The sequence below is a fragment of the Cryobacterium sp. SO2 genome, assembly GCF_026151165.2.
Lineage (GTDB): Bacteria > Actinomycetota > Actinomycetes > Actinomycetales > Microbacteriaceae > Cryobacterium.
This window is the reverse complement of record NZ_CP117849.1, coordinates 3640997-3667154: the sequence shown is the minus strand read 5'-3', so window position 1 is coordinate 3667154 and position 26158 is coordinate 3640997. Positions and strand designations below refer to the sequence as shown.

Below are 26158 nucleotides of genomic sequence, written 5' to 3'. Positions count from 1 at the left end.
CGCACGCTGCTACTCTAAAATCATGGTTTCGACCGATCAGAGCGACCGCCGGCACGCGGCACTGGCCAGTGAGCCGCGCCGCCGAGCCCTGGCCCTGCTCGCCGGGTCCGTCGCACCTCTGGACGTGGCCGCCGTCGCCGCGGCGCTCGGGCTGCACATCACCACCGCCCGGTTCCACCTCGAACACCTCGAGGCGGCCGGGCTCGTCGAGCGCCGGATCGCCAGGGCCGGGCAGCGTGGGCGCCCGCACGTGCTGTTCAGCGCGGTTGCGGCACCGGTGCCGGTCGAAGACGCCCAACAACAGCTGACCCAGGCCCTCGCCGCGGTGATCGGCGAAGACGCCGACGGTGGCCGCGCCCGCTCGGTGCGGGCCGGCGAACGCTGGTCGGCGCAGTACGCGGCCGTGGCGGATGGGACATCCGCCGACGTGCCTCCCGCCGACGCGCCCGCCACCGACCTGGTGCCCCCGCTGCTGCGGGTGCTCACCGAGATCGGCTTCGAGCCCGAACTGCGCGCTGACGAGTCCGTGATCGCACTCACCGCCTGCCCGTTCCGGGCTGAGGCACGGGCCAACCCCGATGTGGTCTGCTCGGTGCACCTGGGTCTCATGAAGGGCGTCGCGCGTTCGCTCGGTCGCGACGGTGAGGGCATCCGCCTCGAGCCCTTCGTGCAGCCGCAGCTCTGCCTCGTCCATCTGCCCACCACCCTCGCGAGCTGAGAGAAAAGCCCCAGAATTGGCAGAATTCTGGGGCTGTGACTCACAGTTCGCGGGGGGATTAGGCCACGTACGACGACACGTCTACTTGCGTCGATACGTCTACGTAGACGTCGCCGTCGATGATGGTGAGGGGGTAGACCGGCACCGGTTCGGAGGCCGGCAGGGTGCGGGCGCGTCCGGTGGACAGCTCGAACCGGCCGCCGTGTGCCCAGCACTCGAGGTCGTCGCCCTCGACGAAGCCGTCCGAGAGCGAGATGTCGGCGTGTGAGCACATGTCGCCCAGCGCGTAGCAGTTGCCCGCGCTGTCCTTCACCAGGGCCACTGCCACGCCGTCGACCATCACCTTGATCGCTTCGCCGAGCTCCAGCTCGGATTCCGCGCACACCCTGGTTGCCACCTGCTCCTCATTCCCTGCCGATAGTGGATCGCCTCATGGGACGAACGTCCCGATTAAAAGGATAGACATCCTCTAAAGTGACTGAACAGGGTCATTCGACCCGGCGAAGGAGAATTCTTATGACCGTCGAACCGATCGTCCTGTCATCCAGCCGCCCCGGTGCCGTACCTGCCGCGCATGAAGCACCTGCCGAGGCGCACGCCTGTGCCTGCGGCCACGAGGACACCGAGAAGATCGTTCTGGACTCCCGCACCGTCCCGCACGCCATCCGGCACGCCACGATCTTCGGCGCCCTCGGCGCCATCAAGCCCGGCTTCGCGCTCGACCTGATCGCCTCGCACAACCCGCTGCCGCTGCTCGGCCAGCTCGAGAGCACCCGCCCGGGCGAGTTCCTCGTCTCGTACCTCGAAAACGGACCAGACACCTGGACCATCCGCCTCACCCGCGCCAACTGACCCCGGCGCCAGCCTGACCTGAAGCCGCCGCCGATGACCACCCTGAGCCCCATTCGCCGCACCGGCAGCGCAGCGCGCGGCACCGGCTCGGCCGCGCGGCCCCGGGTGACCGGACGGCTGGTCTTCCTCCTCCTCGGTGGTATCGCCCTGCTCGCCGGCCTCGACGGCGCTCTGCTCCTGCTTGGCCTGGCCGCCCCCGTCGGGAGCACCCGACTTACCGAGGTGCACGGCCCGCTGATGGTGTTCGGTTTCGTCGGCACCGTGGTGGTGCTCGAGCGGGCCGTTGCCGTGCGCCGCGGCTGGGCCTACCTCGCGCCCGGCCTGCTCGGCGCCGGCGGTGTCGCGCTCATCTCGCCGCTGCCCGTGGTCGTGGGCCAGGCGGCCCTCGTCGCCGGCAGCGCCATTCTGCTGGCCATCTACGCCGAGATCTGGCGGAAGCAGGGCTCGGTCTCCACCGCCGTGCAGGTGCTCGGTGCCCTGGCCGGGTTGATGGCCACGATCTTCTGGCTGCGCGGCATCGGCATCCCGCAGCTCGCGCCGCTGCTCATCCTCTATCTGGTGCTCACCATCGCCGGCGAGCGCCTCGAGCTGTCCCGCATCTCGCCCACCGTCAACCGTCACGCCGAGGCGTGGATGCTCGGCATCAGCCTCACACTCAGCTTCGGCGCCGTCGCGGCCCTGGTCTGGCCGGTCGCCGGCTACCCGCTGCTGGGTGCGGGGATGCTCGCCCTGGTGGCCTGGCTGTTCCGGCACGACATCGCCACCCGCATGGTGCGCTCCGATGGGCTGCCCCGTTACATGGCCTGCTGCCTGTTGGCCGGCTACGGCTGGCTCCTTGTGGTCGGTGGCATCTGGCTGCTGCGGGGCCCGGTCTACTCCGGCCCGGCCTACGACGCAATGATGCACGCCGTGTTCCTCGGCTTCGTGATGTCGATGATCATGGCGCATGCGCCCACCATCCTGCCCGCCGTGCTGCGCCGCCCGCTGCCCTACCGACCGGTGATGTACCTGCCGGCGGCGCTGCTGCATGGCTCGCTGTTGGCCCGGGTGCTGCTCGGCGACGCCTATGGCTGGCCGGTGCTGGTGCAGTGGGGCGGGATGTTCAACATTGTCGCGGTGCTGCTCTTCGTGGCTGTGGCTGTGGTGTCGGTCGTGCGCGGAACCAGCGCGCTGCCGGGCCCGGCGGTGCCGCGTCGAACCGTCGTACCGCGCGGAGCCACAGCGTCGGCCGCCGAACCGGCCGCCACACCCCTGCGGGGATCGCTGCTGTGAAAGACAAGCTCTGGCACATCGTCTCGGGAAGCCTGGTGCCCGCCTGGCTCGCAGCCGCGGTGATCCTCACCGTGCTGCACCGCCAACTGCCGTCGTCGGGCTGGCTGCTGGTGCACCTGCTGCTTCTTGGCGCGGTGAGCACGGCCATCCTGATCTGGAGCCAGCACTTCGCCGACACGCTGCTGCGGCGCAAGGCCCTCGGCCACCGCGTCTCGCTCGGCCTGCGGCTGACGGCACACACCGTCGGCGCCATCGCGGTGATGACGGGCATGGTCATCGGCTGGTACCCGCTGGTGCTGGCCGGCGGCATCCTGGTGGGGCTGAACGCTCTGGCGCACGCCGCCGTGATCGTGGGTCAGACCCGTGGGGCGATGCCGGGCCGGTTCGCCCCGTTGGTGCGCTACTACGTGGCCAGTGGCGTGACGCTCGCCGCCGGCGTGACCCTGGGCATCCTGATGGCCCGACTCGACGGCGGCGGCGAGGACTACGAACGCCTGTTCATCGGCCACCTGGCCCTCAACCTGCTCGGCTGGGTGGGCCTCACCGTGATCGGCACCATCGCGCTGCTCTGGCCTACAGTGCTGCACACCCGCGTCGAGGGTGCCACGGTAGCGGCCGGCAGCACCCTGACGGTGCTGGTGGGAGGCCTCGGCCTCGTCGCGCTCGGCTGCCTGGCCGACCTGCGCCTGGTCGTTGCGCTCGGCATTCTGATCTACCTGGTGGCCCTGGGTCGGGTGCTCTGGGAGGGCGTCGGGCACCTGCGGCGGGCGCCCGCGGTGACCTTCGCCGCCTGGAGCCTGGGCGCCGCGCAGGTCTGGTTCGCGCTCTGCACCCTCGGGTTCGGCCTGCAGGTGGCGCTCGCACCCAGCTGGACGGCCGCGGCCGCCGGTGTCGAGGCCCTGGTGCCGTACTTCGCGATCGGCTTCGCCGCGCAGATCCTGCTCGGCGCCCTCAGTCACCTGGTGCCCGTGGTGCTTGGCGGCGGCCCGGGCGCCCTCAAAGCCACCGCGGCCGAGCTCGACCGCGGCGGCCTGTTCCGGGTCGTGGTCGTCAACGGCGGCCTCGCCCTGTCGCTGTTGCCGGTCTCCAGCACCCTCACTGTGGCGCTGTCGGTTCTGATCGTGGCCACCCTGGCCAGCTTCCTGGTGCTGTTCACCCGGGCCCTCCGCACCAACCGGCGGGTGCGCGCCCTGCCGCTCGTGCGGGTGGTGCCCGGCGACCGGCCGGTGCCGCGCATCCGACCGCGCCACACCGGGCGGATGCTCGCGGCCGCGAGCGTGCTGCTGCTCACGGTGACCGTGGGCATCGCCGTGGACCCGGTCTCGGTGGGGCTGTCGACGGTGTCGACCCAGGCCGCCGGTTCGTCCGCCGCCGCGACCGCGACCGGGCACACCACCACGGTGGCGGTGGACATGGTCAACACCCGGTTCGTGCCCGACCGCATCGAGGTGCCGGTTGGCGACGAGCTCGTGATCACCCTCACCAACAGCGATGACATGGTGCACAACCTGGTGCTGGAGTCCGGGCTGGTGTCTGGGTCACTCGACCCGGGCGCAGCCGAGACCGTGCGGGTGGGCGTGATCGGCGCGAGTCTGGACGGCTGGTGCTCGATCGCCGGCCACCGGCTGCTGGGCATGGAGATCAGCATCGTGGCCGTGGGTGCCGATGAGACGGTGGACAGCGCCGATGGCAGCGATAGTGCCGCCGCTGACGGCGACACCGCCGTTATGGACGGCATGGCAGGGATGTCCGCGGATGGCAGCCATACCGGCCACGACGAGGCCGCCACAGGGACTACGACCTCTGCCGCCGCCGATATCGACCCGATGGCCGAACCCGACGCCGACTTCGAGGCGCGCGACGCCACCCTCCCTCCCGCCACGGTCGCCACGGTGCATCGCCGCACCCTGATCGTGCGCAATGTGGAAAGCGAGGTCGCGCCCGGCATCACCCAGATGCTGTGGACCTTCAACGGCACCGCGCCCGGCCCCACCCTGCGCGGCACCGTGGGCGATGTGTTCGAGATCACCCTGGTGAACAAGGGCACCGTCGCGCACTCCATCGACTTCCACGCCGGCGGCGTCGCCCCCGATGAGGTGATGCGCACCATCCAGCCCGGCGGGAGCCTGGTCTACACGTTCACCGCCACCCGGTCGGGCATCTGGCTCTACCACTGCTCCACCATGCCCATGTCCGTGCATATCGCCAACGGCATGTTCGGCGCCGTCATCATCGACCCGCCCGGCCTGGCCGCGGTGGACCGCGAGTACCTCGTGGTGCAGTCCGAGCTCTACCTCGGCGCGCAGGGCAGCGAGGTGGACGCCGTCAAGGTGGAGGCGCAGACCCCCGACCTGATGGTGTTCAACGGTTACGCCAACCAGTACGCCGCCCGGCCGCTCGAGGCCCGTGTCGGCGAGACCGTGCGCGTGTGGGTGCTGGATGCCGGCCCGAACGTGGGCAGCGCCTTCCACGTTGTCGGCGGCCAGTTCCACACCGTTTACAAGGAGGGCGACTACTCGCTGAAAGACGGCGGCAGCACCGGTACCGGTGGCGCCCAGGTGCTCGACCTCGCCGCCGCACAGGGCGGTTTCGTGGAGCTCAGCTTCAGCCAGGCCGGCCATTATCCCTTTGTGAGCCACGTCATGTCGGATGCCGAGAAGGGCGCCCGCGGCATCATCGAGGTACTGCCCTAGCTGTACTGCCCAGTTTTACTGCCTAGCCACGCGGGCCCGCTCATGCCGCAGGAGTCCCCCCACGATGAGCGTCTGCGCCGCGAGATACGTGAGCATGATCAGGAAGTCCGCCGCGGGGATGCCGGCACCGGGCAGGAACTTGTTTGCGGCCAGGATCGAGTCGGAGACGACGAAGACCGCGCCGCCCCACGCGACCCAGCCGTTGCACCGGGAGGCGACCGCCGCCATCGAGCAGAGCACTGTGCCGTAGGCGATGACCGGAATCAGCAGCGACCCGGTCTGCGGGCCCAGGATCGTGAGCAGGATGACGAGCCAGAGCGCGTAGGCGATGGCCCACCAGCGCACCCGGCGCACGGCGAGCCGGGTGGCGAACAACACGAGGTAGGCAATGTGCGCCAGTAGGAAGAAGACCAGCCCGACGACGAACCAGCGCAGCGTGACATCCCCCAGCCAGGAGAGAGTCAGGGCGAGAACCCCGAGCACGATCACCGGGGAACGACGCTGCGGTGCACCCCAGACCAGCCCGACCACCAGGGCCGGCATCAGGAGCGGCTTCGTCCACTCCACGACCTCGGGTAACGACAGCAGGATGGCGCCCAGGTGGATCACGCCGACCACGAGAATCGGCAGGAACGGCACGATCGACGATGGTGGCCGAACCGCGATACGGGATTTTTCCACGTGCTCACCTCGATGTGGGACGGATGTCTCACTCACTGTACTGAGACGGGCCCGCTTCCGGCGCGCGGCGCGGCCCCAACACGTCCAGCGTCATCACCAGCGCGGCCAGGCCGCCGATCCGGTAGAGCGGATGCCACTCGGCCTCGGCCCGGGCCGACGCGGGCGAGGCCCGGTCAGCGCGTGACGTCATCCCGCCCGGCACCCGGCTCGGCCCGTCCGGCCCGGGTGCCGCTCTCGTCGGGCAGATCGAGGAACGAGCGCACATCGGACACGAACCGAGGATCGAAAGTCGTGCCCAGGTGGCCCCGACCTGGGTAGAGGGAGAGCCGGCCGCGGGGGATGCCCTCCGCCGTCTGCCGGAACAGCTCGGCCGAATACAGAGCATCCAGCTCCCCGCCGATCACGAGGGTGGGCGCCAGGATCTCGGCCAGCCGGGCGTGCAGGTCGAAGGCGTCCTCGGCCCGGATGGTGGTCACCAGGTCGGCGGAGACGTGGGCGAAGTACCTGGTGCCGAGCAGCCAGCCGATGCCCGCCAGCATCCGGCTGGACCGGCGACCGCCGCCCAGTATGCGCATCATTTCGGCGAAGGCGGCGCGCGGGCGACCATCGAGAACGTCGTCGGCGACCCGCAGTTGTGAGTCCCGGCCCTCCTCGCCCAGCTTGTATGCCGCGGACACTATGACCAGCCGGTTCACCACGGCCGGATGGTCGGCGGCGAGCTGCAGGGCCACACCCCCGCCGGTGGACTGTCCGATCACGTCGACGGGTTCGTCAAAGCGCCGCAGCATGGCCTGGGCGTAGTCGGCGGCGATGTCGGCCATGGTGGCTGCGGGGTCGAGCTGCGGCCGCCGGTTCACCCACCACACCCGGCGCGACGCGGCGAACGGCAGCAGCTGCTGGGCTTGGAAGCGGCGGTCGCGGCCGGTGGGCGGCTCGTGGTTCGGGGTGGTGCCGGGCAGGAAGACCAGCGGTGGGCCGGAGCCGACGGCGAGGTACGGCATCCCGCCCGGCCAGGTGCCGTAGACGCGGGGCGGCGGGGGAGCAGGAGACATGGGGCTGGCCCTTCGCTCGGGGGACAGGTCTGCGCGTGGCGCATCGACGTAGCCGAGAGTAGCGCCGTCCGGCGTTCCCCGGCAGGCCTCGCCTGAGGCGCCCGGGCCGCGAGCTAGGCCCCGGGCAGCACCTCGACAACCCGCAGCCGCTCGAGCACGACCTCGGTGTCGTCGGTGACGGTGAAGGCGGGATCACCGAGGAACGCGCGGGTCTCGGCGCCGTGCCAGAACTTCTCGTGGCCCCCCGCCAGGCCGTCACGGAGTCGAAGCCCTCCCTGAGTAACCGAACTCCGCGACAGGCAGGTCGGGTGCGGCCGTCAACTCTGCGGAGATCCGCAGGGCCTCGGCGGCGATCCGGGCGGTCGCGGGCACATCGGTCATCCAGAGCGGCACGGCGACAGCGCGGATGCCGGCGGCCTCCAGTGCGGGCACGGCCGCGGCGTCCGTCTCGTCGACGAGCCAGGCGTCGAGCACCCCGTCGCCCTGGCGGGAGCCGTAGTGCAAGCCCACCGCTAGGGCGGAGGTCTCGACGCCGATGGTGGTCAGGCAGGCGTCGGCCATGCCGCGCACCGCCGAGCCGGCGATGATCGGCGCGATGCCCACCACGCGGGCGGTTGTGGCCCGCAGGGCGTCGCGGATGCCCGGGATCGCCAGGATCGTGCCGACCGACACGACGGGGTTCGACGGCGGCAGGATCACCAGGTCGGCGGTGAGGATCGCCTCGATCACGCCGGGGGCAGCGACGGCATCGGCCAGGCCCACCTGCACGAACTCGGTGACGGCCTTGCCGGCGCGGTACCGCACCCACCATTCCTCGAAGTGGATGAGCTCGCTGGCGCGGTGCTCGTCGGCGTCCTCGGCCAGGCGCACGTGGGTCTCCACGAACTGGTCGCTCATCGGCAGCAGTCGGGCGCCCGGCTGCCAGCGGCGGCAGAGGAACTCGGTGGCGGCGCTCAGCGTGGCGCCGTTCCTGAGCAGGTCGGTGCGCACGATGTGGGTGGCCAGGTCGAGGTCGCCGAGGGTGAACCACGACCAGCCGCGCCCGTAGGCGGCGATCTCGCTGGAGGTGCGCCGGGACTCGTCGGGCCGGCCCCAGCCCTGCTCCTCGCTGATGCCGCCGCCGAGGGTGTACATCACGGTGTCGAGGTCGGGGCAGATGCGCAGCCCGTCGAGCCACATGTCGTCGCCGGTGTTGACGATCACGGTCACCTCGCTGCCAGCGTCGACGGAGGCCAGCTGCTGCAGCAACCCGCGTATGAACCGGGCGCCACCGACGCCGCCGGCGAGAACTGTCACTCGGGTCATGGGGTTCCTTCTCCAAAGTCGTTGTGCCGGTCGCCGGCTGGGGTGTTCGGCGGTGCGGATGGCTGCGGGTCGGGCTGCTCGTCGGGGCCGGAGAACACGATCACCGGGCGCCCCGTGCGGGGGTGCGGCACGATGTCGCAGTCGACGCCGTAGACCGCCCGGATGATTTCCGGGCGCAGCACCTCGTCCGGGGTGCCGAACGCGGCCACCCGGCCTGCCTGCAGCAACACGATGCGGTCGCAGTAGGCGGCCGCGAGGTTGAGGTCGTGCAGGGCGAGCACCGAGGTGAGGCCGAGCCCGCGCACCTGGTGCAGCAGTGACAGTTGCGCGCTCACGTCGAGGTGGTTGGTGGGTTCGTCGAGCAGCAACAGGCTGGGCCGTTGGGCGAGGGCCCTGGCGATCTGCACCCGCTGCTGTTGCCCGCCGCTCAGGGTGTGCCAGCGCCGGTCGACGAGATCGCCGGCGCTCACCATGGCGAGGGCCTCGAGCGCCACGCCGAGGTCGTCCTCGCCGCCGAAGCTGCCCAGCAGCTTGCTGCGGTGCGGGATGCGGCCGAGCAGCACCACCTCGCGCACGGACAGGTCGACGCTGGGCGCCACGTTCTGCTCGAGCAGGGCGATGCGCCGGGCCGCCTCCCGCCGTCGCAGCTGGCCCACGACAGCGCCGTCGAGCGCGACAGTCCCCGCATCCGCCCGGTCGATGCCGGCGATGATGCGCAGCAGGGTGGACTTGCCCGCGCCGTTGGGGCCGAGCAGCCCGGTCACCGTGCCCGTGGGCAGGCTCGCCGAGATGCCGTGCAGGATGCGCGTGCCCTCGATGCTGAGAGACACCCCGTCGAGCACCACGCCGTCACTTGTCGTCGCCGAGTTGCTGGAAAATGCCCCTTCAGCGCGCACGAAGGGGGTATTTGCGGCAACTCGCGGGAGAGACCCTGTCGAGTTGCGGGAAAGTTCCCCTTCAGAGCGCTCGATGGGGGCTTTTGCGGCAAGTCGGGCGGCTGCGGCGGGGCCGCGCTCGGCGCTCATGCCCAGGCCGCGCTTCGCTTGCCCTTGATCAGCAGGATGAACACGGGCACCCCGATGAACGCCGTGATGATGCCGACCGGCAGCTCGCGCGGGTCGAAGACCGTGCGGGCGAGGGTGTCGGCGAGCACCAGGAACAGGGCGCCCACCACGGCGACGAGCGGCAGCAGGCGGCGATGGCCCGGCCCGCTCAGGCCGCGCACCAAGTGCGGCAGGATTAGCCCCACGAAGCCGATCGCCCCGCTCACCGCCACCATCGCGCCGGTGAGCAGCGCCACCGCCACGAGGAATCCCCAGCGGGTGGCATTGACGTTGATGCCCAGCGACGCGGCGTTCGTGTCGCCGAAGGTGAACGCATCCAGGCGGCTGGCGGCGAGCAGGATGCCGGTGCCCACCACGACGAGGGCGACCGCGGAGGTCAGCACGCTGCTCCACGAGCTGCCGGCCAGGGAGCCGAGCAGCCAGTTGAGGATCTCCCGGTAGGAGTCGCCCTTGGCCGCCCAGAAGATGATGAACGAGGTGCCGGCCGAGCCCAGTTGGGCGATCGCGAGCCCGGCCAGCACGGCCCGGCCCGGGGTGATGGCGCCGCCGACGCGGGCGATGTTGAGGGTGGCGAACAGGGCGATCAGCGCCCCGGCGAACGCCGCCGCCGGCAGCGCGAAGCCCACGCCGAGGATGACCACGCAGACCGCGCCGAGCGATGCGCCCGACGACAGCCCGAGCAGGTACGGGTCGGCGAGCGGGTTGCGGGTGACGCTCTGCATGACAGCGCCGCTGAGCGCGAGGCCCGCACCCACCATGGCGGCGGTGAGCACGCGCGGCATCCGCAGTTGCCACACGATGGCGTCGGTGAGCGGCGGCACCGGGGAGCCACCCGCCAGGCCGGGCAGGCCGAGGTGGCCGGCCACACTGCTCCACACCTGCGCCAGGCTCACGTCGGCCGGGCCGATGGTGACGGCCACGGCGCTGCCGAGAACCAACGCGACCACCGCGGTGATCAGCCAGAACAGGTCGCGGCCGGGCCGGCTGCTCGCGGGCAGCACGGCGCGGGGCGCGGTGATGCCCGTGCTCCGAGTCGTCGTGCTGCCCGTCATGGTGTCCTCTGGTCGGGGCCGATTCGCGTATATGCCCGGCCGGGTATGTCTACTTGGTGTCGAGGGCGGCGAGCTGGTCGATGATCGACCCGGCCGCCTCCACGTTACGGATGCCCGCCTCGCCGGCGGCGAACGGCACCGTGATGTACCGGTGGTTCACCACGGCGTCGAGCCCGGCCGTTGCCGGGTTGCCCTCGAGCAGCGCGATCTTGGAGTCCGCGGTGTTCCAGGTGGCGTCCACGAGCACGATCACGCTGGGGTTCGCCGCCACGACGGACTCCCAGCCGGCCGAGGTCCAGGTGTCGTGCACGTCGGCGAAGATGTTGGTCAGGCCAGCGGCGTCCATGATCATCTGCGGCGCGCCGATGCCGGCGCCCACGTAGGGGGTGTCGGAGCCGCTGGAATACCAGAGCGCGGTGGTCTTGCCGGTCGCGGGCTCGAGCGCGGAGAGGTCGGCCTTCTGCTCGGCGACCAGCGCGGCGGCGGCATCCGGCACGCCGAACAGGGCGCCGGCCTCGTCGATCTCGGCGAAGACCGTGTCGAAGGTGAGCGGGTCGGGCATGGCGTCGCCCTTGCAGGCGGCCGGCGACACGTAGCTGCCGATGCCCAGGTCGGCCAGTGCGGCGCGTTCGCCCACGCCCTCGGCGGAGAAGTTGGACTCCCAGCCGCCGTAGACGAAGTCAGGGGTCAGCGCCAGAACGGCCTCCTGGCCGGGCACGAAGTCGCTGATCACGTTGAGATCTGCGCCCGCGTCTTCGAGGGATGCCGGCAGCGGGCCGTCGAGGAACGCCGAGCCGACGATGCGGTCGCCGAGCCCGAGCGCCAGCAACAGCTCGGTGGTGGTGGACTTGATCGTGACGATGCGCTCTGGCGCGGCCTCGAGGGTGAGTGTGGTGTCGCAGTTAGTGAACAACACGGGGAAGGCGTTTGACGCTCCGGGCGAGGCAGTTGGGGCCGGCGCCGCGGCGGTCGAGCCGGAGGCGCAGCCGGCGAGCAGCAGCACGGCCGCGGTAGCGGCGATGGCGGGGTAGCGAGTCTTCATGGGGCCAATCTGAGGCGGGAGCCGGGCATCCGTGGCGCTGATGTCGTGTCGGGTTGCCGGCCGAGGATTCGGTGCGGGAACACCGGGGCCGGTCGACATCGCCGAACGGCGTGCAGCGCACGCATCGACGGAGCAGGGCTCGAACGAGGTGGGGAGTGAAACGGAGGCGAAGCCCCGACCTGCCGCCCAAATCCGGGCCAGCGCAACCGGTCAGATCGAACCGGGGGTCGCATCCAGCCTAAACCCATCCAGTTTCGAGCGGATGCGCGCGGTGCTGCCCGGCCCGCAGGCCGTTGCGCGGGCATCACGCCGTCGCGCGGCAGCTGCGCGGGTCACGCGCCGTTACGCGGGCGGCGTGCCACCCGCGAAGCGGCGCCTATACCGCGCACCGCGAGTAGCGGCCCGCCGCCGCCGCCGCTGGGCATCCGCTACCCAGGCGCCCACCTAAACCAGCAGTTGCCGGATGCGCTCGGGGATCATGGTCACCCGGCTGGGCAGGTCCACGCCGGGGTAGCCGTCGTCGATGCACAGCCGCCAGTACTCCAGGTGTTTGAGGTCGATCCAGTGTTGGGAGTCGGTCACCGCGCTACCGCCCTCGCCCTGGATCGTGTACCAGTAGAGGTAGTCGACGCCGTCGAGGTGCTCGCTGAAAATCGACTCCACGAGCATCCGCTCGCCGTCGAGGGTCTCGAGCACGGCGTCGAGGTTGTCACCGAGAAAGGCAAGCCACTCCTCGACGAGCAGTGCGCAGCCGGGCTTCACCCGGAATCTGGACAGCTCGATGTTCATGGTTCGCCCCCGTCGCGGCACGTCGTGCCTTCCTGCGAACACTACCCGGGCGGCCCCACCCGCGACCGGGACACTAGGGCACGATGTTGAGGTTGTGGGCCAGCACGTTCTCGGGGTCGTATCGACGTTTCGCCGCCCGCAGCCGCTCCGCGGTGGCCGGCGGGTACATCAGGCTGAGCACGTCGGGATAGATCCCCAGATTGAAGTTGCCGTACGTGCCCGTCAACGACTCGGCCACGACAGCCCAGTCGTCCAAGATGCGCCGCTCGGCCTCGACGGGGGCATCCGGCGGCAGGAAAGCGGCGTACGAGACGAAGACCTCCGCATCGCGATAGGCGAAAGCGGTGGCATCTACGGGCACCCGATTCAGCGCCCCGCGCAGGTACCGCACCATCAGTACCGCCGAACTGAAGGAGGCGTTCGAGAGCCTGTCGATGAGCGCGTCGTCGAAGTCACGGGCGAAGCCGTTGCGGTCGACAATCCGGATCGACCCTGGCGGTGCCGACGGCTCGTCGAAGACCTCCACGAAAAGCTTGAGTTCCACATCGTTGCCGGTCACCCCGGGCAGTGCCAGCAACGGCCGGATCGCCGTCATGGCCTCGTCGAGGTCGGCGCCGCCGTAACAGACCAGCAGCTTCGTCTGGGCCGGCATCTCCGGACCGAACTCCGGCGTCACGAACACCGTCGAGTTGAGCAGCTCCGGCGAGTCCCGCATCACGTCCCGCCAGCCGCGCAGCGTTTCGGCGAAGTGCGACGGCTGCACAGTGATGGCGCCGGCCACCACGCCCCGCAGCGGATGCGCCTCGAAGGTGAACCGGGTCACCACACCGAAGTTGCCGCCGCCGCCGCGCAGCGCCCAGAACAGCTCGGGCTCGCTGGTGTCGCTGGCCGTCACGATGGCGCCGTTGGGCAGCACCACCTCGGCCTCCCGCAGGCTGTCGATTGCCAGGCCGTATTGGCGCACCAGCCAGCCGATGCCGCCGCCGAGGGTGAGGCCGCCCACGCCAACGGTGTAGGTGTCGCCGCTGGACACGGCCAGGTCGTACCGCTGTAACTCCTGGGCCACATTGCCCCAGACGGCGCCGCTGCCCAGGCGCACCCGGTTGTCGGCCTGCACCTCCACGCCACGGATGCGGGACAGGTCGAGCACCATGCCGCCGTCATTGGTGTTCATCGGGCTGTGCCCGCCGCTCCGCACCGACAGCACCAGGCCCTCGGCCCTGGCGTACGCGATCGCCACCGCGACATCCGCCGCATCGGTCGGCCGCACCGCCAGCAGGGGAGTGCCGACCTTGCCATAGGCGGTGGCCGCCATGAGGTATTCGGCCGAACCGGGTAGGAGAATTGCACCTGCAAATCCCTCGATCATCGTTCCTCCCGCACCTGTCGTGTGCGGCGTCGACCGTCCCCGAGTCGTATCCGCCGGACCGCACTGGTGAGTTGTTCTCTGCGCCCAGCATGCTCCTCGGTCGCTGGGCCCGCGACCCCGCCGCAGGAAGTCGCGGGCAATCCAGCGCCGACACGTGATACCTCCTGCAACACAGGCCGAGATTTTCGTCACACGCCGCGAAAACCGACCGCCCGACACGGCGTTTCGCGAGAATCTCCGACTTTCGGTGCGGATGCTTCAGGTGGCGAGCACCCCGGCGGCCGCCGCGATCGCCTGGGCGATCGGCAGCACGTCGTCGGGCAGGGCGCCGGCCGTGACCCTGATGAACGCGTCCGGTCGGTCCACCGCGATGAAGGGGGTGCCGCCGGCCACCCGGATCCCCGACGCCGCCAGGCGCACGATGGCGTCGCGCTCGTCGGCCACCGGCACCCAGGCGTTGATGCCGTCGGCTCGCGCCAGGGGCAGGCCGAACCCGGTGAGGGCATCCGCCAGCGCCTTCTGCCGGGCGAAGTACACGTGCCGGGCTTCGAACACCAGCGCCATGCTCGCACTGTCGGTGAGTAGCTCGTGCAGGATGGTCTGCAGCATCCGGCTGGTCCAACCCGGGCCGAGCATGCGCCTGGCCACGATGCGGTCCACCAGCGCGGCCGGCCCGCCGAGGGCGGCGATGCGTAGGTCGGGGCCGTGCGACTTGGAGTAGCTGCGCACGTGCAGCACCCGCTCCGGCAGCCAACGGCCGAGCGACACGTCCGGGGCGGTGCTGATCGCCCCGGAGTGGTCGTCTTCGATCACCACGGTGTGCTGGGCACGTGTGCTCGCGGCCAGCAGCCGGGCCAGTTCTTCGGCTCGCTCGATCGACATCGATGCCCCCGTCGGGTTGTGCGCTCGCGGCTGCAGGATGACCGCGGCCGGCGACAGGGCCAGCGCCGCCTGGAAGGCTTCGGGCACGATGCCCTCCGCGTCAACGGCAACGGGCAGCCGCTCGATGCCCATCTGGTCGAGCAGGTCGAAGAAGGGCGGGAAGCCGGGGTCCTCCACGATGACGCGGTCGCCGAACCTGGCGACCTGCTCGAGGCTGCGCGAGATGGCGTCGAGAGCGCCGTCCACGACGGTGATCGATTCGGCCGGGTAGGGCCAGGAATCGGCGAGCACGGCGAGCAGCTCGGGAATCACCGGTAGCGCCTGGTAGCTGGGGATCATCGCTCGCTGCGAGACCCGGGAGAGCGCGGGCCCGAGAGCGGGCAGCAGGGCGGGGTCCGGCGTGCCGCGGGAGAGGTCGATCCGGGCGTCGCTGAGGTGCCCGGCCAGCGACTGCGTGCGCGCGGGTAGCCAGTGCCTGGCGGGCTCCCGCACGAACGTTCCGCTGCGACCGCGCGAGACGATGAGCCCCGCCGACGAGAGCGCCTGCCAGGCGTGGCTCACCGTGGCCGGGCTCACGCCGAGCACACCGGCCAGATCGCGCACGGTAGGCAGGCGCTCGCCGGGGGCGATCCGGCCCGAGCCGATCAGGCGGCCCAACGCAGCGGCGATCCCGGCGGGAGTAGTGTGCTCGATCTCGTCGAGGTAAAGCTGCATTGTGCACGCCTTCCTGGCCGAATGCTTGCCAGAGGGCCATCAGGCCGACAGGATGATGATTTACGCATGCGTCATATGAAGAAACAGAACAGAAATGTTTACGTCGAATAATAACAAAACCGGACACCGTAATGTGGCTCGATCTCGACAGGCTTTTTCCCGTGTGACTCGCACACAATGCGATGTCCATGCTCTTCCCTGCTGGCGAGGTTCCACCGTGTGAGACCCAGTGGAGGCAAGAGTATGAGCACCGACCCAACCAGCACCGGCACATCCAGCATCGTGCGCGCGGCGATCACCCAGACCACGTGGACGGGGGATATCGAGTCGATGCTCGACAAGCACGAGCAGTTCGCGCGCGACGCGGCGGCCGACGGCGCTCAGGTCATCTGCTTCCAGGAGCTTTTCTACGGGCCTTACTTCGGCATCACCGAAGACGCCAAGTACTACGACTACGCGGAGCCCGCCGACGGCCCGATCGTGCAGCGCTTCGCCGCCCTGGCCAAGGAACTGAACCTGGTGATGGTGCTCCCCATCTACGAAGAAGAGCAGCCCGGCGTGTACTACAACACCGCGGTGGTGGTGGATGCCGACGGCACGATCCTCGGCAAGTACCGCAAGCACCACATCCCGCACCTCGAGAAGTTCTGGGAGAAGTTCTACTTCCGCCCGGGCAACCTCGGCTACCCGGTCTTCAACACCGCTGTCGGACCGATCGGCGTGTACATCTGCTACGACCGGCACTTCCCGGAGGGCTGGCGCGAGCTGGGCCTGAACGGCGCGCAGATCGTCTTCAACCCCAACGCCACCAAGCCCGGGCTCTCGAACCGGCTCTGGGAGATCGAGCAGCCGGCCGCCGCCGCCGCGAACGGATACTTCGTGGCCGCGCCCAACCGCGTGGGCCGGGAGGACAACGAGTACGGCGACCTCGCCGTGACGTTCTACGGCACCAGCCAGTTCGTCGACCCGCAGGGCAACTATGTGGGCGAGCTGGGCAGTGGCGAGCACGAGGAAGTCGTGATCCGCGACCTCGACCTCGGCATGATCCGCGAGGTGCGCAACAACTGGCAGTTCTACCGGGACCGCCGCCCGGAGTCGTACACCTCGATCCCCAAGCCGTAAGGAATCTCAGCGACGCACGACCCGCTGGTCGAGCTTGTCGAGACCCCATGACCGTGCCTATGTACCGAAGACGGCTCACGAGGTCTCGACAGGCTCGACCAGCGACGTGGTGACGACCGCAGACGAACTAGCGACGCAATACCGAACAGGAGAACCCGATGAAGACCCTGATCAAGAACGGCACCGTGGTCAATTCCACGGGCACGGCCAGAGCGGATGTGCTGATCGACGGCGACACCATCGCCGCGGTGCTCGCCCCCGGTTCCACCCTGCTCGGCTTCGACATCGAGCGGAACGTCGACACCGTGATCGACGCCGGCGGTAAGTACGTCATCCCCGGCGGCATCGACGCGCACACCCACATGCAGATGCCGTTCGGCGGCACCGAGGCCAGCGACACCTTCGAGACCGGCACCCGGGCCGCGGCCTGGGGCGGCACCACGAGCATCGTCGACTTCGTGGTGCAGTACGCCGGCGAGAATGTGCTCGACCAGTACGCGGCCTGGCAAGACAAGGCCCGCGGCGAGTGCGCCATCGACTACGGCTTCCACCAGATTCTCTCCGACGTGCAGGACTCGTCCCTCGTCGCGATGGACGAACTCGTCAACGAGGGCGTCTCCAGCTTCAAGCTGTTCATGGCCTACAAGGGAGTGTTCCTCTCCGACGACGGCCAGATCGTCAAGGCCATGCAGAAGGCAGCCAGCAACGGCAGCATGATCATGATGCACGCCGAGAACGGCAGCGTCATCGACCTGCTCGTGCAGCAGGCCATCGCCGCCGGCAACACCACGCCCTACTATCACGGCCTCACCCGGCCGTGGCAGGCCGAGGAAGAAGCCACCCACCGGGCCATCATGCTCGCGAACCTCACCGGCGCCCCGCTCTACGTCGTGCACGTGTCGGCCAAGCAGGCGGTGGAGCAGATCGCCATAGCCCGCGACCGCGGCCAGAACGTGTTCGGCGAGACCTGCCCGCAGTACCTCTACCTCTCGCTCGAGGACCAGCTCGGCGCCCAGAGCGACGAGTGGGGCACCTTCGAGGGCGCCAAGTGGGTGTGCAGCACTCCGCTTCGCTCCAAGGCCGAGGGCCACCAGCACCACATGTGGCAGAGCCTGCGCACGAACGACATCCAGATGGTCTCCACCGACCACTGCCCGTTCTGCATGAAGGGCCAGAAGGACATGGGCCTGACCGACTTCTCCAATATCCCCAACGGCATCGGCTCGGTCGAACACCGGATGGACCTGCTCTACCAGGGCGTGGTCGACAAGCAGATCTCCCTCGAACGCTGGGTGGAGGTCACCTCCACCACCCCGGCGCGCATGTTCGGCATGTACGGCCAGAAGGGCGTGATCCAGCCCGGCGCCGACGGCGACGTGGTGATCTACGACCCGAACGGGCACACCTCCATCGGTGTGGAGAAGACCCACCACATGAACATGGACTACTCCGCCTGGGAAGGCTACGAGATCGACGGCCACGTCGACACCGTGCTCTCCCGCGGCAAGGTCGTCATCGACAACAACCAGTACCTCGGCGCCAAGGGTGATGGCAAGTACATCAAACGCGGCCTCAGCCAGTACCTGATCTAGGGGACACCATGGACTTCGGCGCAGTACTCCAGACCAATCCGCCCTCGGCGCGCACCGTGCAGTTGGCCGTGTTGGCCGAGAACCACGGCTTCAGCCACGTGTGGACCTTCGACTCGCACCTGCTCTGGCAGGAACCCTATGTGATCTACAGCAAGATCTTGAGCGAGACCCGCAAGGTGATCGTGGGGCCCATGGTCACCAACCCGGCTACCCGGGACTGGACCGTCACGGCCTCCACCTACGCCACCCTCAACGAGATGTACGGCAACCGCACCATCTGCGGCATCGGCCGCGGCGACTCGGCGGTGCGGGTCACCAACGGCCGTCCCAGCACACTGAAGACCCTGCGGGAATCGATCCACGTCATCCGCGAGCTCGCCAACTCCCGGTCGGTGGAGTACAACGGCGCCACCCTGCAGTTTCCCTGGAGCACGGGTTCGACCCTCGACATCTGGGTGGCCGCCTACGGCCCGCTAGCACTCAAGCTCACCGGCGAGGTCGGCGACGGTTTCATTCTGCAGATGGCCGACCTCGACGTGGCCGAGTGGATGATCAAGACCGTGCGCACCGCCGCCAAGAACGTGGGCCGCGACCCCGACGCAATCAAGTTCTGCGTGGCAGCGCCCATGCACATCGGCACCGATATGCCGCACATGCGCGACCAGAACCGCTGGTTCGGCGGCATGGTCGGCAACCACGTGGCCGACATCGTCGCCAAGTACGGCGAGGGCTCAGCGGTGCCGAAGGCCCTCACCGACTACATCAAGGGCCGCGAGGGCTACGACTACAACGAGCACGGCCGCGCCGGCAACACCCACACCGACTTCGTGCCAGACGAGATCGTCGACAGGTTCTGCCTGCTGGGGCCGGCCGAGGCGCACATCGAGAAGCTCAAGGCCCTCAAGGAGCTCGGCGTCGACCAGTTCGCGGGCTACCTGCAGCACGACAATAAAGAGGAGACCCTGCGCGTCTACGGCGAGACCGTGATCCCCGCGCTCGCCAACCACATCACGGCCAAGGCATGACCCAGGCCGGCTCCGTGCGCACCGCCCCGGCGGGAGCGACTGCTGCGGTGCGTGGCCGGTCCTGGCTGGGCCAGGGTATGCCGCGGCGCGTCCTGGTGGGCGCGCTCGGTGTGCTCGCTCTCGCGCTGCTCTGGGAGCTGTACATCGTCATCGGCCCCGCCGACGGTGTGATCGTGGGCGGCGTCACCGTGCTGCCCCGCGCCAGTGAGATGGCGATGCCGCATCTCTGGGTGATGCTCGAGCGGGCACTGGAACCTGTCACCGGCGGCGCCAACGCCGTGCCCGTGTGGCAGGCCGTGCTGGAAGCCTCGCTGTTCACCCTCGGCATAGCCGCGGTCGGCTGGATCGTGGGCGTCACCGTGGGCCTGGCCCTCGCCCTGCTCATGCAGCGCTTCAGGCTCGCCGAGTCCGCCATCCTGCCCTGGATCATCCTCAGCCAGACGGTGCCGCTGATCGCCCTTGCCCCGCTGGTGCGGCGCTGGGGCACACAGATCGAGTTCGGCGCCTTCACCTGGGAGAACTGGATGTCGGTGGCGCTGATCGCCTCCTACCTCGCCTTCTTCCCGGTCTCGATCGGCGCGCTCAAGGGCCTCGGCTCACCCGACGCCAACCATGTGGACCTCATGCACTGCTACGCGGTCGGCTGGTGGAAAACCCTCTGGCGTCTGCGGCTGCCCGCGAGCGTGGGCTACCTGCTTCCCGCCCTCCGCCTCGCGGCGGCCAGCGCCGTGATCGGCAGCGTCGTCGCCGAGGTCTCCATCGGCCTGCGCGGCGGCATCGGCCGGCTGATCGTCGAATACGCCGGCGCCGCCGGCAGCGACCCGGGCAAACCCTGGGCCCCCATCTTCGGGTCGGTGCTGGTGGGCCTCGTGGCCGCCGGCTTCGTCGGCCTGATCTCACTGTTCCTACGTCGATTCCGCAGGGGAGAGGTGGCCGCATGACCACGGCAGCACTACCGGTACAGCACGCCGTGGAGGTGAAGACCGTCAGCCGCGTCTTCGCCGGCCGCAAGGGCGCATCCGTCACAGCACTGGATGCGGTGAGCCTCACCGTCGCCCCCGGCGAGTTCGTCTCGCTGATCGGGCCCTCCGGCTGCGGCAAGAGCACCCTGCTGCGGCTGATCGCCGACCTCGACACTCCCACCAGCGGGTCGATCGAGGTGTTCGGCAAGACCGCCAGACAGGCGCGCATCGACCAGGACTACGGCATCGCGTTCCAGCAGGCCGGCCTGCTGCCCTGGCGCACGGTGGCCGGCAACATCGAACTGCCGCTCGAACTGCACGGCACCGGCAAGGCCGCCCGCCGCGAGCGGGCCGCCGAACTGATCGAGCTGGTGGGCCTGAGCGACTTCGCCGGGCACTACCCAGACCAGCTCTCCGGCGGCATGCAGCAGCGGGTGGCGATCGCCCGCTCCCTGGCCGAGAGCCCCAGCCTGCTGCTGATGGACGAACCGTTCGGCGCCCTCGACGAGATGACCCGTGAGCGCATGCAGAACGAGCTCGTGCGCATCTGTGCCGAGACCAGCGCCGCCGTGGTCTTCGTCACCCACTCCATCCCCGAGGCCGTGTTCCTCTCCAACCGTGTGGTGGTGATGTCGCCGCGGCCCGGCCGCATCCGTGACGTGCTCAGCGTGAACCTCGGCCGCATGAGCGACCGTGGCGAGAACCTGCGTGAAGACGAGGAGTTCTTCCACTCGGTCAGCCGGGTGCGGGAGCTTCTGCACGGCAGCACCCCCACCGGGGCGCGCGGGGTCGAGACGCGATGAGCAGCGCCGCGAGCGCGTCAGGCAGCGGGCGTGGCGGGCGTGCCGGGGGCCTGGCCCGCACCGTGCTGCCGCCGGTGTTGCTCGGCCTGATCGTGATCCTGCTCTGGCAGGGTTTCGTCACCGTGCTGGCGGTCAAGCCGTTCATCCTGCCCGGCCCGTTCAATATCGGCGAGCAGTTCACGGCCAACCTGCAGAATGTGGTCAATGGCATGGTCGTCACCGGCCGCAACGCCCTGATCGGGCTGGTGCTCGGCGCGATCGTCGGTGTGCTGCTGGCCATCCTCTCGGCGCTGGTGCGCATCTTCGACGAGATGGCGGCACCCATCGTGGCCGCGTTCGCGGTGGTGCCGATCGTGGCCCTGGCGCCCGTGCTCTACACGATGTTCGGCGCCAACGCCGAGACCGCCCGGCAGCTGGTGGCCGCGCTGGCCGTGTTCGTGCCGGTGTACTTCAACACCCTGAAGGGCCTGCGCATGGTGCGTCCCGTGCACCGCGACCTGATGCGCTCCTACGCCGCCTCCAGCTGGCAGGCCACCAAGACCGTCACTCTGCCCACCGCGGTGCCGTTCGTGTTCACGGGCCTGCGCATCGCGTCATCGCTCGCCGTGATCTCCGCCCTCATCGCCGAGTACTTCGGCGGCCCGGTCGGCGGCCTCGGCAAGTCGATCACGTCGGCCGCCTCCAGCAGCAACTACGGCCTGGCCTGGGCGTATGTGCTCGGCTCCATCATTCTCGGACTCCTCTTCTATTGCGCAGCGCTCGGCCTGGAAAAACTGGTCAGCCGCCGCGCCCCCACCGCCTGACCATTCCCGCACCACAGCATCCCGCAGCACCCGTGCAGTACCCAAAAGGAGGAATACATGAAACACAGCACTCGATGGCTCACGACGGCTGGCGCCGTTGCCGCGGCCAGCGCACTCGTCCTCACCGGATGCAGCGCCTCCGGCGACAGCGCACCGTCCGATGACTCCGCCAGCGGAGACCTCACCCCGGTCACCCTGCAGTTGCAGTGGGTGGCCCAGGCCCAGTTCGCCGGCTACTACGCCGCCGTGGACCAGGGCTACTACGAAGACGAAGGCCTCGACGTGACCATCGCCGAGGGCGGCGCCGACATCGTGCCGCAGGACGTGCTCGCCTCCGGCGACGTTGACTACGCCATCTCCTGGGTGCCCAAGGTGCTCGGTTCGATCGAGCAGGGGGCCAACATCACCGACGTCGCGCAGATCTTCGAGCGCAGCGCCACCACCCAGATCTCGTTCAAGGACAAGAACATCACCAGCCCGGCCGACCTGGCCGGCAAGAACGTGGGCAGCTGGGGCTACGGCAACGAGTGGGAGCTCTTCGCCGGTATGCAGAAGGCAGGTGTCGAGGTGGGCGACATCAGTCTCGTGCAGCAGGCCTTCGACATGAACGCGTTCCTCGCCGGCGACATCGACGCGGCGCAGGCGATGACCTACAACGAGTACGCGCAGGTGCTCGAGACCATCAACCCCGACACCGGCGAGCTCTACCAGCCGGAGGACCTCAACGTCATCGACTGGAACGACGAGGGCACGGCGATGCTCCAGGACGCCATCTGGGCCAACACCGACAAGCTCGCCGACGATGAGGCCTACGCTGACCAGACCGTGGCCTTCATCAAGGCCTCCATCAAGGGCTGGATCTACGCCGCACAGAACCCGGAAGACGCCGCGACCATCGTGGCCGACGCCGGATCGGCCCTCCCGGCCGGCCACCAGCTGTGGATGACCAACGAGGTCAGCAAGCTGATCTTCCCGTCCACCAACGGCGTCGGCCTGATCGACGAGGCCGCCTGGGCCAACACCGTCGACATCGCCATGAACACGAAGAACGAAACCGGTGGCACCATCATCACCACAGACCCGCCCGAAACCGCGTACTCCAACGAGTACGTGCAGAAGGCCCTGGATGAGCTGACCGCGGATGGAGTCGACGTCATGGGCGCCGACTGGACCCCGATCGACGTCACCCTCAAGGAGGGCGGCGAGTAGAGCACCCTGCACCGGGCGGCCGCTCTTGCGGCCGCCCGGTGCACCACCGCCCCACATTCTGCGGGGCAAAAGTAGAAGAGAAGGAACGATCATCGTGACCGACATCGACACCGGCACAACCACCGAGCTCGGGCTCAACGAGCTCACCACCCAGCTCGACAAGGCCCACGTCTTCCACTCCTGGTCCGCCCAGGGGGCGCTGAAGCCCCTCGTCATCGCCGGCGGCCTCGGCTGCCGGGTCTGGGACCACGACGGCCGCAGCTACCTCGACTTCTCCAGCCAGCTGGTCAACGTGAACATCGGCCACCAGCATCCGGCCGTGATCAAGGGCATCATCGACCAGGCCCAGCTGCTCACCACCATCGCGCCCTCCACCGCCAACCTGGCCCGCGGCGAGGCCGCCACACGCATCGTCGACCGGGCACCGGCCGGCTTCAACAAGGTCTTCTTCACCAACGGCGGTGCGGATGCCAACGAGAACGCCATCCGGATGGCCCGCCTGCACACCGGGCGCGACACCGTGCTCTCCACCTACCGCTCATACCACGGCAACACCGGCGCGGCCATCGTCGCCACCGGCGACTGGCGCCGCATCCCCAATGAGTTCGCCCGCGGGCACGTGCACTTCTTCGGCCCCTACCTCTACCGCAGCGAGTTCTGGGCGACGACGCCCGAGCAGGAATGCGAGCGGGCGCTGCGTCACCTGGAGCGGGTCATCCAGAGCGAGGGCGCCACCTCGATCGCGGCCGTGCTGCTCGAATCCATCCCGGGCACCGCCGGCGTGCTGATGCCGCCGCCCGGTTACCTCGCCGGGGTGCGCGAGCTCTGCGACCGCTACGGCATCATGCTCATTCTCGACGAGGTGATGGTGGGCTTCGGCCGCACCGGACGCTGGTTCGCATTCGAGGGCTCCGGAGTCGTTCCCGACCTGATCACCTTTGCCAAGGGCGTCAACTCCGGCTACGTTCCAGTGGGCGGCGTCATCATCTCCGACGCCATCGCCGCGGACTTCGACACGACGGTCTTCCCCGGCGGGCTCACCTACAGCGGGCATCCGCTGGCGATGGCCTCGATCGTGGCCGCGCTGGACGCCATGGCGGCCGAGGGCATCGTGGAGAACGCCGCCCGGATCGGCACCGACGCGATCGGACCTGGGCTGGAGGCGCTGAAGGCCAAGCACCCGATCATCGGGGAAGTGCGCGGCGAGGGTGTCTTCTGGGCGATCGAGCTCGTGGCCGACCCGGAGACCCGGGAGCCGGTGGCCCCGGCCGTGATGGCCCGCATCAAGACCGAGCTGCTGGCCCGCAACCTGCTGCCCTTCGTGCAGGACAACCGCATCCACGTGGTGCCGCCCTGCGTGGTCACCGACTCCGAGGTGGCCGAGGCCCTGGCCATCTACGACGAAGTCCTCGCTCTCGACCTCCTCTAGCCGATCTCACTCACCAGGTCTCGACAAGCTCGACCAGCGGTGGGTCGCGACCATCCCGCTGGTCGAGCTTGTCGAGACCCCGCGACCCGATTTCGCGAACATAGACACGGTCGGATCACTTCGACAGGCTCAGTACAACGCTCGACAAGCTCGATCAACGGCTCTCACCCCCAACAGAATCGGATGACATGAACGACCTTCCCGTCCTCACCCACTGGATCGACGGCGCTCCCGCAACCGGAAGCTCCGCTCGAACCGCCCCCGTCTACAACCCGGCCACCGGCGCAGTGCAGCGCCTGGTGTCCCTGGGCTCCGCCGCCGACGTCGACACCGTTGTCACCTCGGCGCAGGCCGCCTACCCCGGCTGGCGCGATGCCTCCATCGCCAAACGCCAGGGTGTCATGTTCGCCTTCCGCGAGCTGCTCAACGCCCGCAAGGGCGAGCTCGCCGACATCCTCACCAACGAACACGGCAAGGTCACCTCCGACGCCCTCGGCGAGATCGCCCGCGGCCTCGAGGTGGTCGAGTTCGCGCTCGGTCTGCCGCACCTGTCCAAGGGCGAGTTCTCCGAGAACGTCTCCACCGGCGTGGACGTCTACACGCTGCGGCAGCCGCTCGGCGTGGTCGGCATCATCAGCCCGTTCAACTTCCCGGCCATGGTGCCGCTCTGGTTCTTCCCCATTGCCATCGCCGCCGGCAACACGGTTGTGCTCAAGCCCAGCGAGAAAGACCCGTCCGCCGCCAATTGGCTCGCCGCCCTGCTCACCGAGGCGGGTCTGCCCGACGGCGTTTTCAACGTCGTGCACGGCGACAAGGAGGCCGTGGACGCTCTGCTCGTCAACCCCGATGTGCAGGCCATCTCCTTTGTCGGCTCCACCCCGATCGCCAAGTACATCTACGAGACCGCCGCGCACCACGGCAAGCGGGTGCAGGCCCTCGGCGGCGCGAAGAACCACATGCTGGTGCTGCCGGATGCCGACCTCGACCTGGCCGCGGACGCCGCGGTCAACGCCGGCTTCGGTTCGGCGGGGGAGCGCTGCATGGCCATCAGCGTGATCGTGGCCGTTGAGCCCGTCGCCGACGAGCTGATCGCCAAGATCGCCGAGCGGGTGAAGGGACTCAAGGTCGGCGACGGCATGCGCGGCTGCGACATGGGCCCGCTCATCACCGAGGCGCACCGCGACAAGGTCGCCGGCTACATCGACATCGCCCAGGCGGATGGCGCGGAGGTCGTGATCGACGGTCGCGGTATCGAGGTCGACGGCGAGGCATCCGGCTTCTGGCTCGGCCCCACCCTGTTCGACAAGGTCAGCCTCGACTCCGCCGTCTACACGGACGAGATCTTCGGCCCGGTGCTCAGCGTGGTGCGGGTGGCCAGCTACACCGACGGCGTCGCGGTCATCAACGCCAGCAGGTACGGCAACGGCACCGCGATCTTCACCAACGACGGCGGCGCGGCGCGGCGATTCCAGCACGAGGTACAGGTGGGCATGGTCGGCATCAACGTGCCGATCCCGGTGCCGGTGGCGTACCACTCGTTCGGCGGCTGGAAGGACTCCCTCTTCGGCGACGCCAAGGCCTACGGCCCCGCCGGCATCAGCTTCTACACCCGCGAGAAGGCCGTCACCGCCCGCTGGCTCGACCCCAGCCACGGCGGCATCAACCTGGGCTTCCCGCAGAACACCTGACGAGGTTTCTGGTCGTCTCGATCGTCAACGTTGGCCGGGC

24 protein-coding genes are annotated in these 26158 nt (G+C 69.3%); 13 read left to right on the top strand and 11 right to left on the bottom strand.

Going from position 1 to position 26158, the window contains the following annotated elements; translation table 11 throughout:
• Nucleotides 1-22 precede the first annotated feature (22 nt).
• Nucleotides 23-718: a hypothetical protein gene (locus tag BJQ94_RS17265; protein WP_265399640.1), complete on the top strand. Its 696-nt coding sequence runs from the start codon at nt 23-25 to the stop codon at nt 716-718.
• A 58-nt stretch (nt 719-776) separates the two neighbouring features.
• Here the strand turns inward: BJQ94_RS17265 and BJQ94_RS17260 are convergent, their stop codons facing one another.
• A complete protein-coding gene (locus BJQ94_RS17260; protein ID WP_265399641.1) occupies nt 777-1115 on the bottom strand; it encodes a non-heme iron oxygenase ferredoxin subunit in 339 nt (112 codons plus the stop codon).
• Nucleotides 1116-1234: 119 nt separating this feature from the next.
• On the opposite strand from BJQ94_RS17260, the gene BJQ94_RS17255 reads away from it, so the two are divergent.
• The 3 genes from BJQ94_RS17255 to BJQ94_RS17245 are packed head-to-tail and all read left to right on the top strand — an operon-like array spanning nt 1235 to nt 5535.
• On the top strand, nt 1235-1570 hold the full coding sequence (locus BJQ94_RS17255; RefSeq protein WP_265399642.1) for a DUF2249 domain-containing protein: 336 nt from the start codon (nt 1235-1237) through the stop codon (nt 1568-1570).
• Between the two features lie 33 nt (nt 1571-1603).
• Nucleotides 1604-2842 carry a hypothetical protein gene (locus BJQ94_RS17250; protein ID WP_265399643.1) on the top strand — a complete coding sequence of 413 codons (1239 nt, stop codon included), beginning with the start codon at nt 1604-1606 and terminating at the stop codon, nt 2840-2842.
• Complete coding sequence (locus tag BJQ94_RS17245; RefSeq protein WP_265399644.1) at nt 2839-5535, top strand: multicopper oxidase domain-containing protein; 2697 nt, start codon at nt 2839-2841, stop codon at nt 5533-5535. The genes BJQ94_RS17250 and BJQ94_RS17245 overlap by 4 nt, the downstream gene beginning before the upstream one ends.
• Nucleotides 5536-5550: 15 nt before the next feature.
• Here BJQ94_RS17245 and BJQ94_RS17240 read toward each other — a convergent pair whose 3' ends face one another.
• The 10 genes from BJQ94_RS17240 to BJQ94_RS17195 form a co-directional block, all read right to left on the bottom strand.
• The gene (locus BJQ94_RS17240; RefSeq protein WP_265399645.1) at nt 5551-6216 is read right to left on the bottom strand and encodes a lysoplasmalogenase; all 666 of its coding nucleotides are present in this window, start codon (nt 6214-6216) and stop codon (nt 5551-5553) included.
• A 28-nt stretch (nt 6217-6244) separates the two neighbouring features.
• Nucleotides 6245-6406: a hypothetical protein gene (locus tag BJQ94_RS17235; protein ID WP_265399646.1), complete on the bottom strand. Its 162-nt coding sequence runs from the start codon at nt 6404-6406 to the stop codon at nt 6245-6247.
• Nucleotides 6390-7268, bottom strand: a complete 879-nt coding sequence (locus tag BJQ94_RS17230; RefSeq protein ID WP_265399647.1) for an alpha/beta hydrolase — start codon at nt 7266-7268, stop codon at nt 6390-6392. The genes BJQ94_RS17235 and BJQ94_RS17230 overlap by 17 nt, the downstream gene beginning before the upstream one ends.
• A 255-nt stretch (nt 7269-7523) precedes the next feature.
• On the bottom strand, nt 7524-8573 hold the full coding sequence (gene cofD, locus BJQ94_RS17225; RefSeq protein WP_265399648.1) for a 2-phospho-L-lactate transferase: 1050 nt from the start codon (nt 8571-8573) through the stop codon (nt 7524-7526).
• Complete coding sequence (locus BJQ94_RS17220; protein WP_265399649.1) at nt 8570-9469, bottom strand: ABC transporter ATP-binding protein; 900 nt, start codon at nt 9467-9469, stop codon at nt 8570-8572. Before BJQ94_RS17220 ends, cofD begins: the two co-directional genes overlap by 4 nt.
• 125 nt (nt 9470-9594) lie before the next feature.
• Nucleotides 9595-10689, bottom strand: coding sequence for a putative F420-0 ABC transporter permease subunit (locus BJQ94_RS17215; protein WP_265399650.1), 1095 nt, complete (start codon nt 10687-10689; stop codon nt 9595-9597).
• Between the two features lie 49 nt (nt 10690-10738).
• Complete coding sequence (locus BJQ94_RS17210) at nt 10739-11731, bottom strand: putative F420-0 ABC transporter substrate-binding protein (RefSeq protein WP_265399651.1); 993 nt, start codon at nt 11729-11731, stop codon at nt 10739-10741.
• Nucleotides 11732-12175: 444 nt separating this feature from the next.
• Nucleotides 12176-12520, bottom strand: a complete 345-nt coding sequence (locus BJQ94_RS17205) for a DUF6176 family protein (protein WP_265399652.1) — start codon at nt 12518-12520, stop codon at nt 12176-12178.
• 73 nt (nt 12521-12593) lie between these two features.
• The gene (locus BJQ94_RS17200; RefSeq protein ID WP_265399653.1) at nt 12594-13889 is read right to left on the bottom strand and encodes an FAD-binding oxidoreductase; all 1296 of its coding nucleotides are present in this window, start codon (nt 13887-13889) and stop codon (nt 12594-12596) included.
• Between the two features lie 258 nt (nt 13890-14147).
• Entirely contained in the window at nt 14148-15485 is a 1338-nt protein-coding gene (locus tag BJQ94_RS17195; RefSeq protein ID WP_265399654.1) for an aminotransferase class I/II-fold pyridoxal phosphate-dependent enzyme, read from the bottom strand.
• Between the two features lie 243 nt (nt 15486-15728).
• On the opposite strand from BJQ94_RS17195, the gene BJQ94_RS17190 reads away from it, so the two are divergent.
• The 9 genes from BJQ94_RS17190 (at nt 15729) to BJQ94_RS17150 (ending at nt 26118) form a co-directional block, all read left to right on the top strand.
• Nucleotides 15729-16607 (top strand): nitrilase-related carbon-nitrogen hydrolase, encoded by an 879-nt coding sequence (locus BJQ94_RS17190; RefSeq protein WP_265399655.1) that lies wholly within the window; start codon nt 15729-15731, stop codon nt 16605-16607.
• 158 nt (nt 16608-16765) lie between these two features.
• Nucleotides 16766-18199 (top strand): dihydropyrimidinase, encoded by a 1434-nt coding sequence (gene hydA, locus BJQ94_RS17185; protein ID WP_265399656.1) that lies wholly within the window; start codon nt 16766-16768, stop codon nt 18197-18199.
• A gap of 8 nt (nt 18200-18207) precedes the next feature.
• Entirely contained in the window at nt 18208-19224 is a 1017-nt protein-coding gene (locus BJQ94_RS17180; protein ID WP_265399657.1) for a TIGR03842 family LLM class F420-dependent oxidoreductase, read from the top strand.
• Nucleotides 19221-20165, top strand: coding sequence for an ABC transporter permease subunit (locus BJQ94_RS17175; RefSeq protein ID WP_345893456.1), 945 nt, complete (start codon nt 19221-19223; stop codon nt 20163-20165). Before BJQ94_RS17180 ends, BJQ94_RS17175 begins: the two co-directional genes overlap by 4 nt.
• Nucleotides 20162-20989 (top strand): ABC transporter ATP-binding protein, encoded by an 828-nt coding sequence (locus tag BJQ94_RS17170; protein WP_265399658.1) that lies wholly within the window; start codon nt 20162-20164, stop codon nt 20987-20989. Before BJQ94_RS17175 ends, BJQ94_RS17170 begins: the two co-directional genes overlap by 4 nt.
• On the top strand, nt 20986-21792 hold the full coding sequence (locus BJQ94_RS17165) for an ABC transporter permease subunit (RefSeq protein WP_265399659.1): 807 nt from the start codon (nt 20986-20988) through the stop codon (nt 21790-21792). The genes BJQ94_RS17170 and BJQ94_RS17165 overlap by 4 nt, the downstream gene beginning before the upstream one ends.
• A 57-nt stretch (nt 21793-21849) precedes the next feature.
• A complete protein-coding gene (locus tag BJQ94_RS17160) occupies nt 21850-23001 on the top strand; it encodes an ABC transporter substrate-binding protein (protein WP_265399660.1) in 1152 nt (383 codons plus the stop codon).
• A 103-nt stretch (nt 23002-23104) separates the two neighbouring features.
• A complete protein-coding gene (locus BJQ94_RS17155; protein WP_265399752.1) occupies nt 23105-24430 on the top strand; it encodes an aspartate aminotransferase family protein in 1326 nt (441 codons plus the stop codon).
• 188 nt (nt 24431-24618) lie between these two features.
• Complete coding sequence (locus BJQ94_RS17150; RefSeq protein ID WP_265399661.1) at nt 24619-26118, top strand: CoA-acylating methylmalonate-semialdehyde dehydrogenase; 1500 nt, start codon at nt 24619-24621, stop codon at nt 26116-26118.
• Nucleotides 26119-26158: the final 40 nt, after the last annotated feature.

Excerpts from the sequence above, each read along its gene's own strand:
- BJQ94_RS17265 (WP_265399640.1), top strand. The coding sequence starts at position 23 with ATGGTTTCGACCGATCAGAGCGACCGCCGGCACGCGGCACTGGCCAGT.
- BJQ94_RS17255 (WP_265399642.1), top strand. The coding sequence starts at position 1,235 with ATGACCGTCGAACCGATCGTCCTGTCATCCAGCCGCCCCGGTGCCGTA.
- BJQ94_RS17250 (WP_265399643.1), top strand. The coding sequence starts at position 1,604 with ATGACCACCCTGAGCCCCATTCGCCGCACCGGCAGCGCAGCGCGCGGC.
- BJQ94_RS17235 (WP_265399646.1), bottom strand. The coding sequence starts at position 6,406 with ATGACGTCACGCGCTGACCGGGCCTCGCCCGCGTCGGCCCGGGCCGAG.
- BJQ94_RS17230 (WP_265399647.1), bottom strand. The coding sequence starts at position 7,268 with ATGTCTCCTGCTCCCCCGCCGCCCCGCGTCTACGGCACCTGGCCGGGC.
- cofD (WP_265399648.1), bottom strand. The coding sequence starts at position 8,573 with ATGACCCGAGTGACAGTTCTCGCCGGCGGCGTCGGTGGCGCCCGGTTC.
- BJQ94_RS17215 (WP_265399650.1), bottom strand. The coding sequence starts at position 10,689 with ATGACGGGCAGCACGACGACTCGGAGCACGGGCATCACCGCGCCCCGC.
- BJQ94_RS17210 (WP_265399651.1), bottom strand. The coding sequence starts at position 11,731 with ATGAAGACTCGCTACCCCGCCATCGCCGCTACCGCGGCCGTGCTGCTG.
- BJQ94_RS17205 (WP_265399652.1), bottom strand. The coding sequence starts at position 12,520 with ATGAACATCGAGCTGTCCAGATTCCGGGTGAAGCCCGGCTGCGCACTG.
- BJQ94_RS17200 (WP_265399653.1), bottom strand. The coding sequence starts at position 13,889 with ATGATCGAGGGATTTGCAGGTGCAATTCTCCTACCCGGTTCGGCCGAA.
- BJQ94_RS17195 (WP_265399654.1), bottom strand. The coding sequence starts at position 15,485 with ATGCAGCTTTACCTCGACGAGATCGAGCACACTACTCCCGCCGGGATC.
- BJQ94_RS17190 (WP_265399655.1), top strand. The coding sequence starts at position 15,729 with ATGAGCACCGACCCAACCAGCACCGGCACATCCAGCATCGTGCGCGCG.
- hydA (WP_265399656.1), top strand. The coding sequence starts at position 16,766 with ATGAAGACCCTGATCAAGAACGGCACCGTGGTCAATTCCACGGGCACG.
- BJQ94_RS17180 (WP_265399657.1), top strand. The coding sequence starts at position 18,208 with ATGGACTTCGGCGCAGTACTCCAGACCAATCCGCCCTCGGCGCGCACC.
- BJQ94_RS17175 (WP_345893456.1), top strand. The coding sequence starts at position 19,221 with ATGACCCAGGCCGGCTCCGTGCGCACCGCCCCGGCGGGAGCGACTGCT.
- BJQ94_RS17170 (WP_265399658.1), top strand. The coding sequence starts at position 20,162 with ATGACCACGGCAGCACTACCGGTACAGCACGCCGTGGAGGTGAAGACC.
- BJQ94_RS17165 (WP_265399659.1), top strand. The coding sequence starts at position 20,986 with ATGAGCAGCGCCGCGAGCGCGTCAGGCAGCGGGCGTGGCGGGCGTGCC.
- BJQ94_RS17160 (WP_265399660.1), top strand. The coding sequence starts at position 21,850 with ATGAAACACAGCACTCGATGGCTCACGACGGCTGGCGCCGTTGCCGCG.
- BJQ94_RS17150 (WP_265399661.1), top strand. The coding sequence starts at position 24,619 with ATGAACGACCTTCCCGTCCTCACCCACTGGATCGACGGCGCTCCCGCA.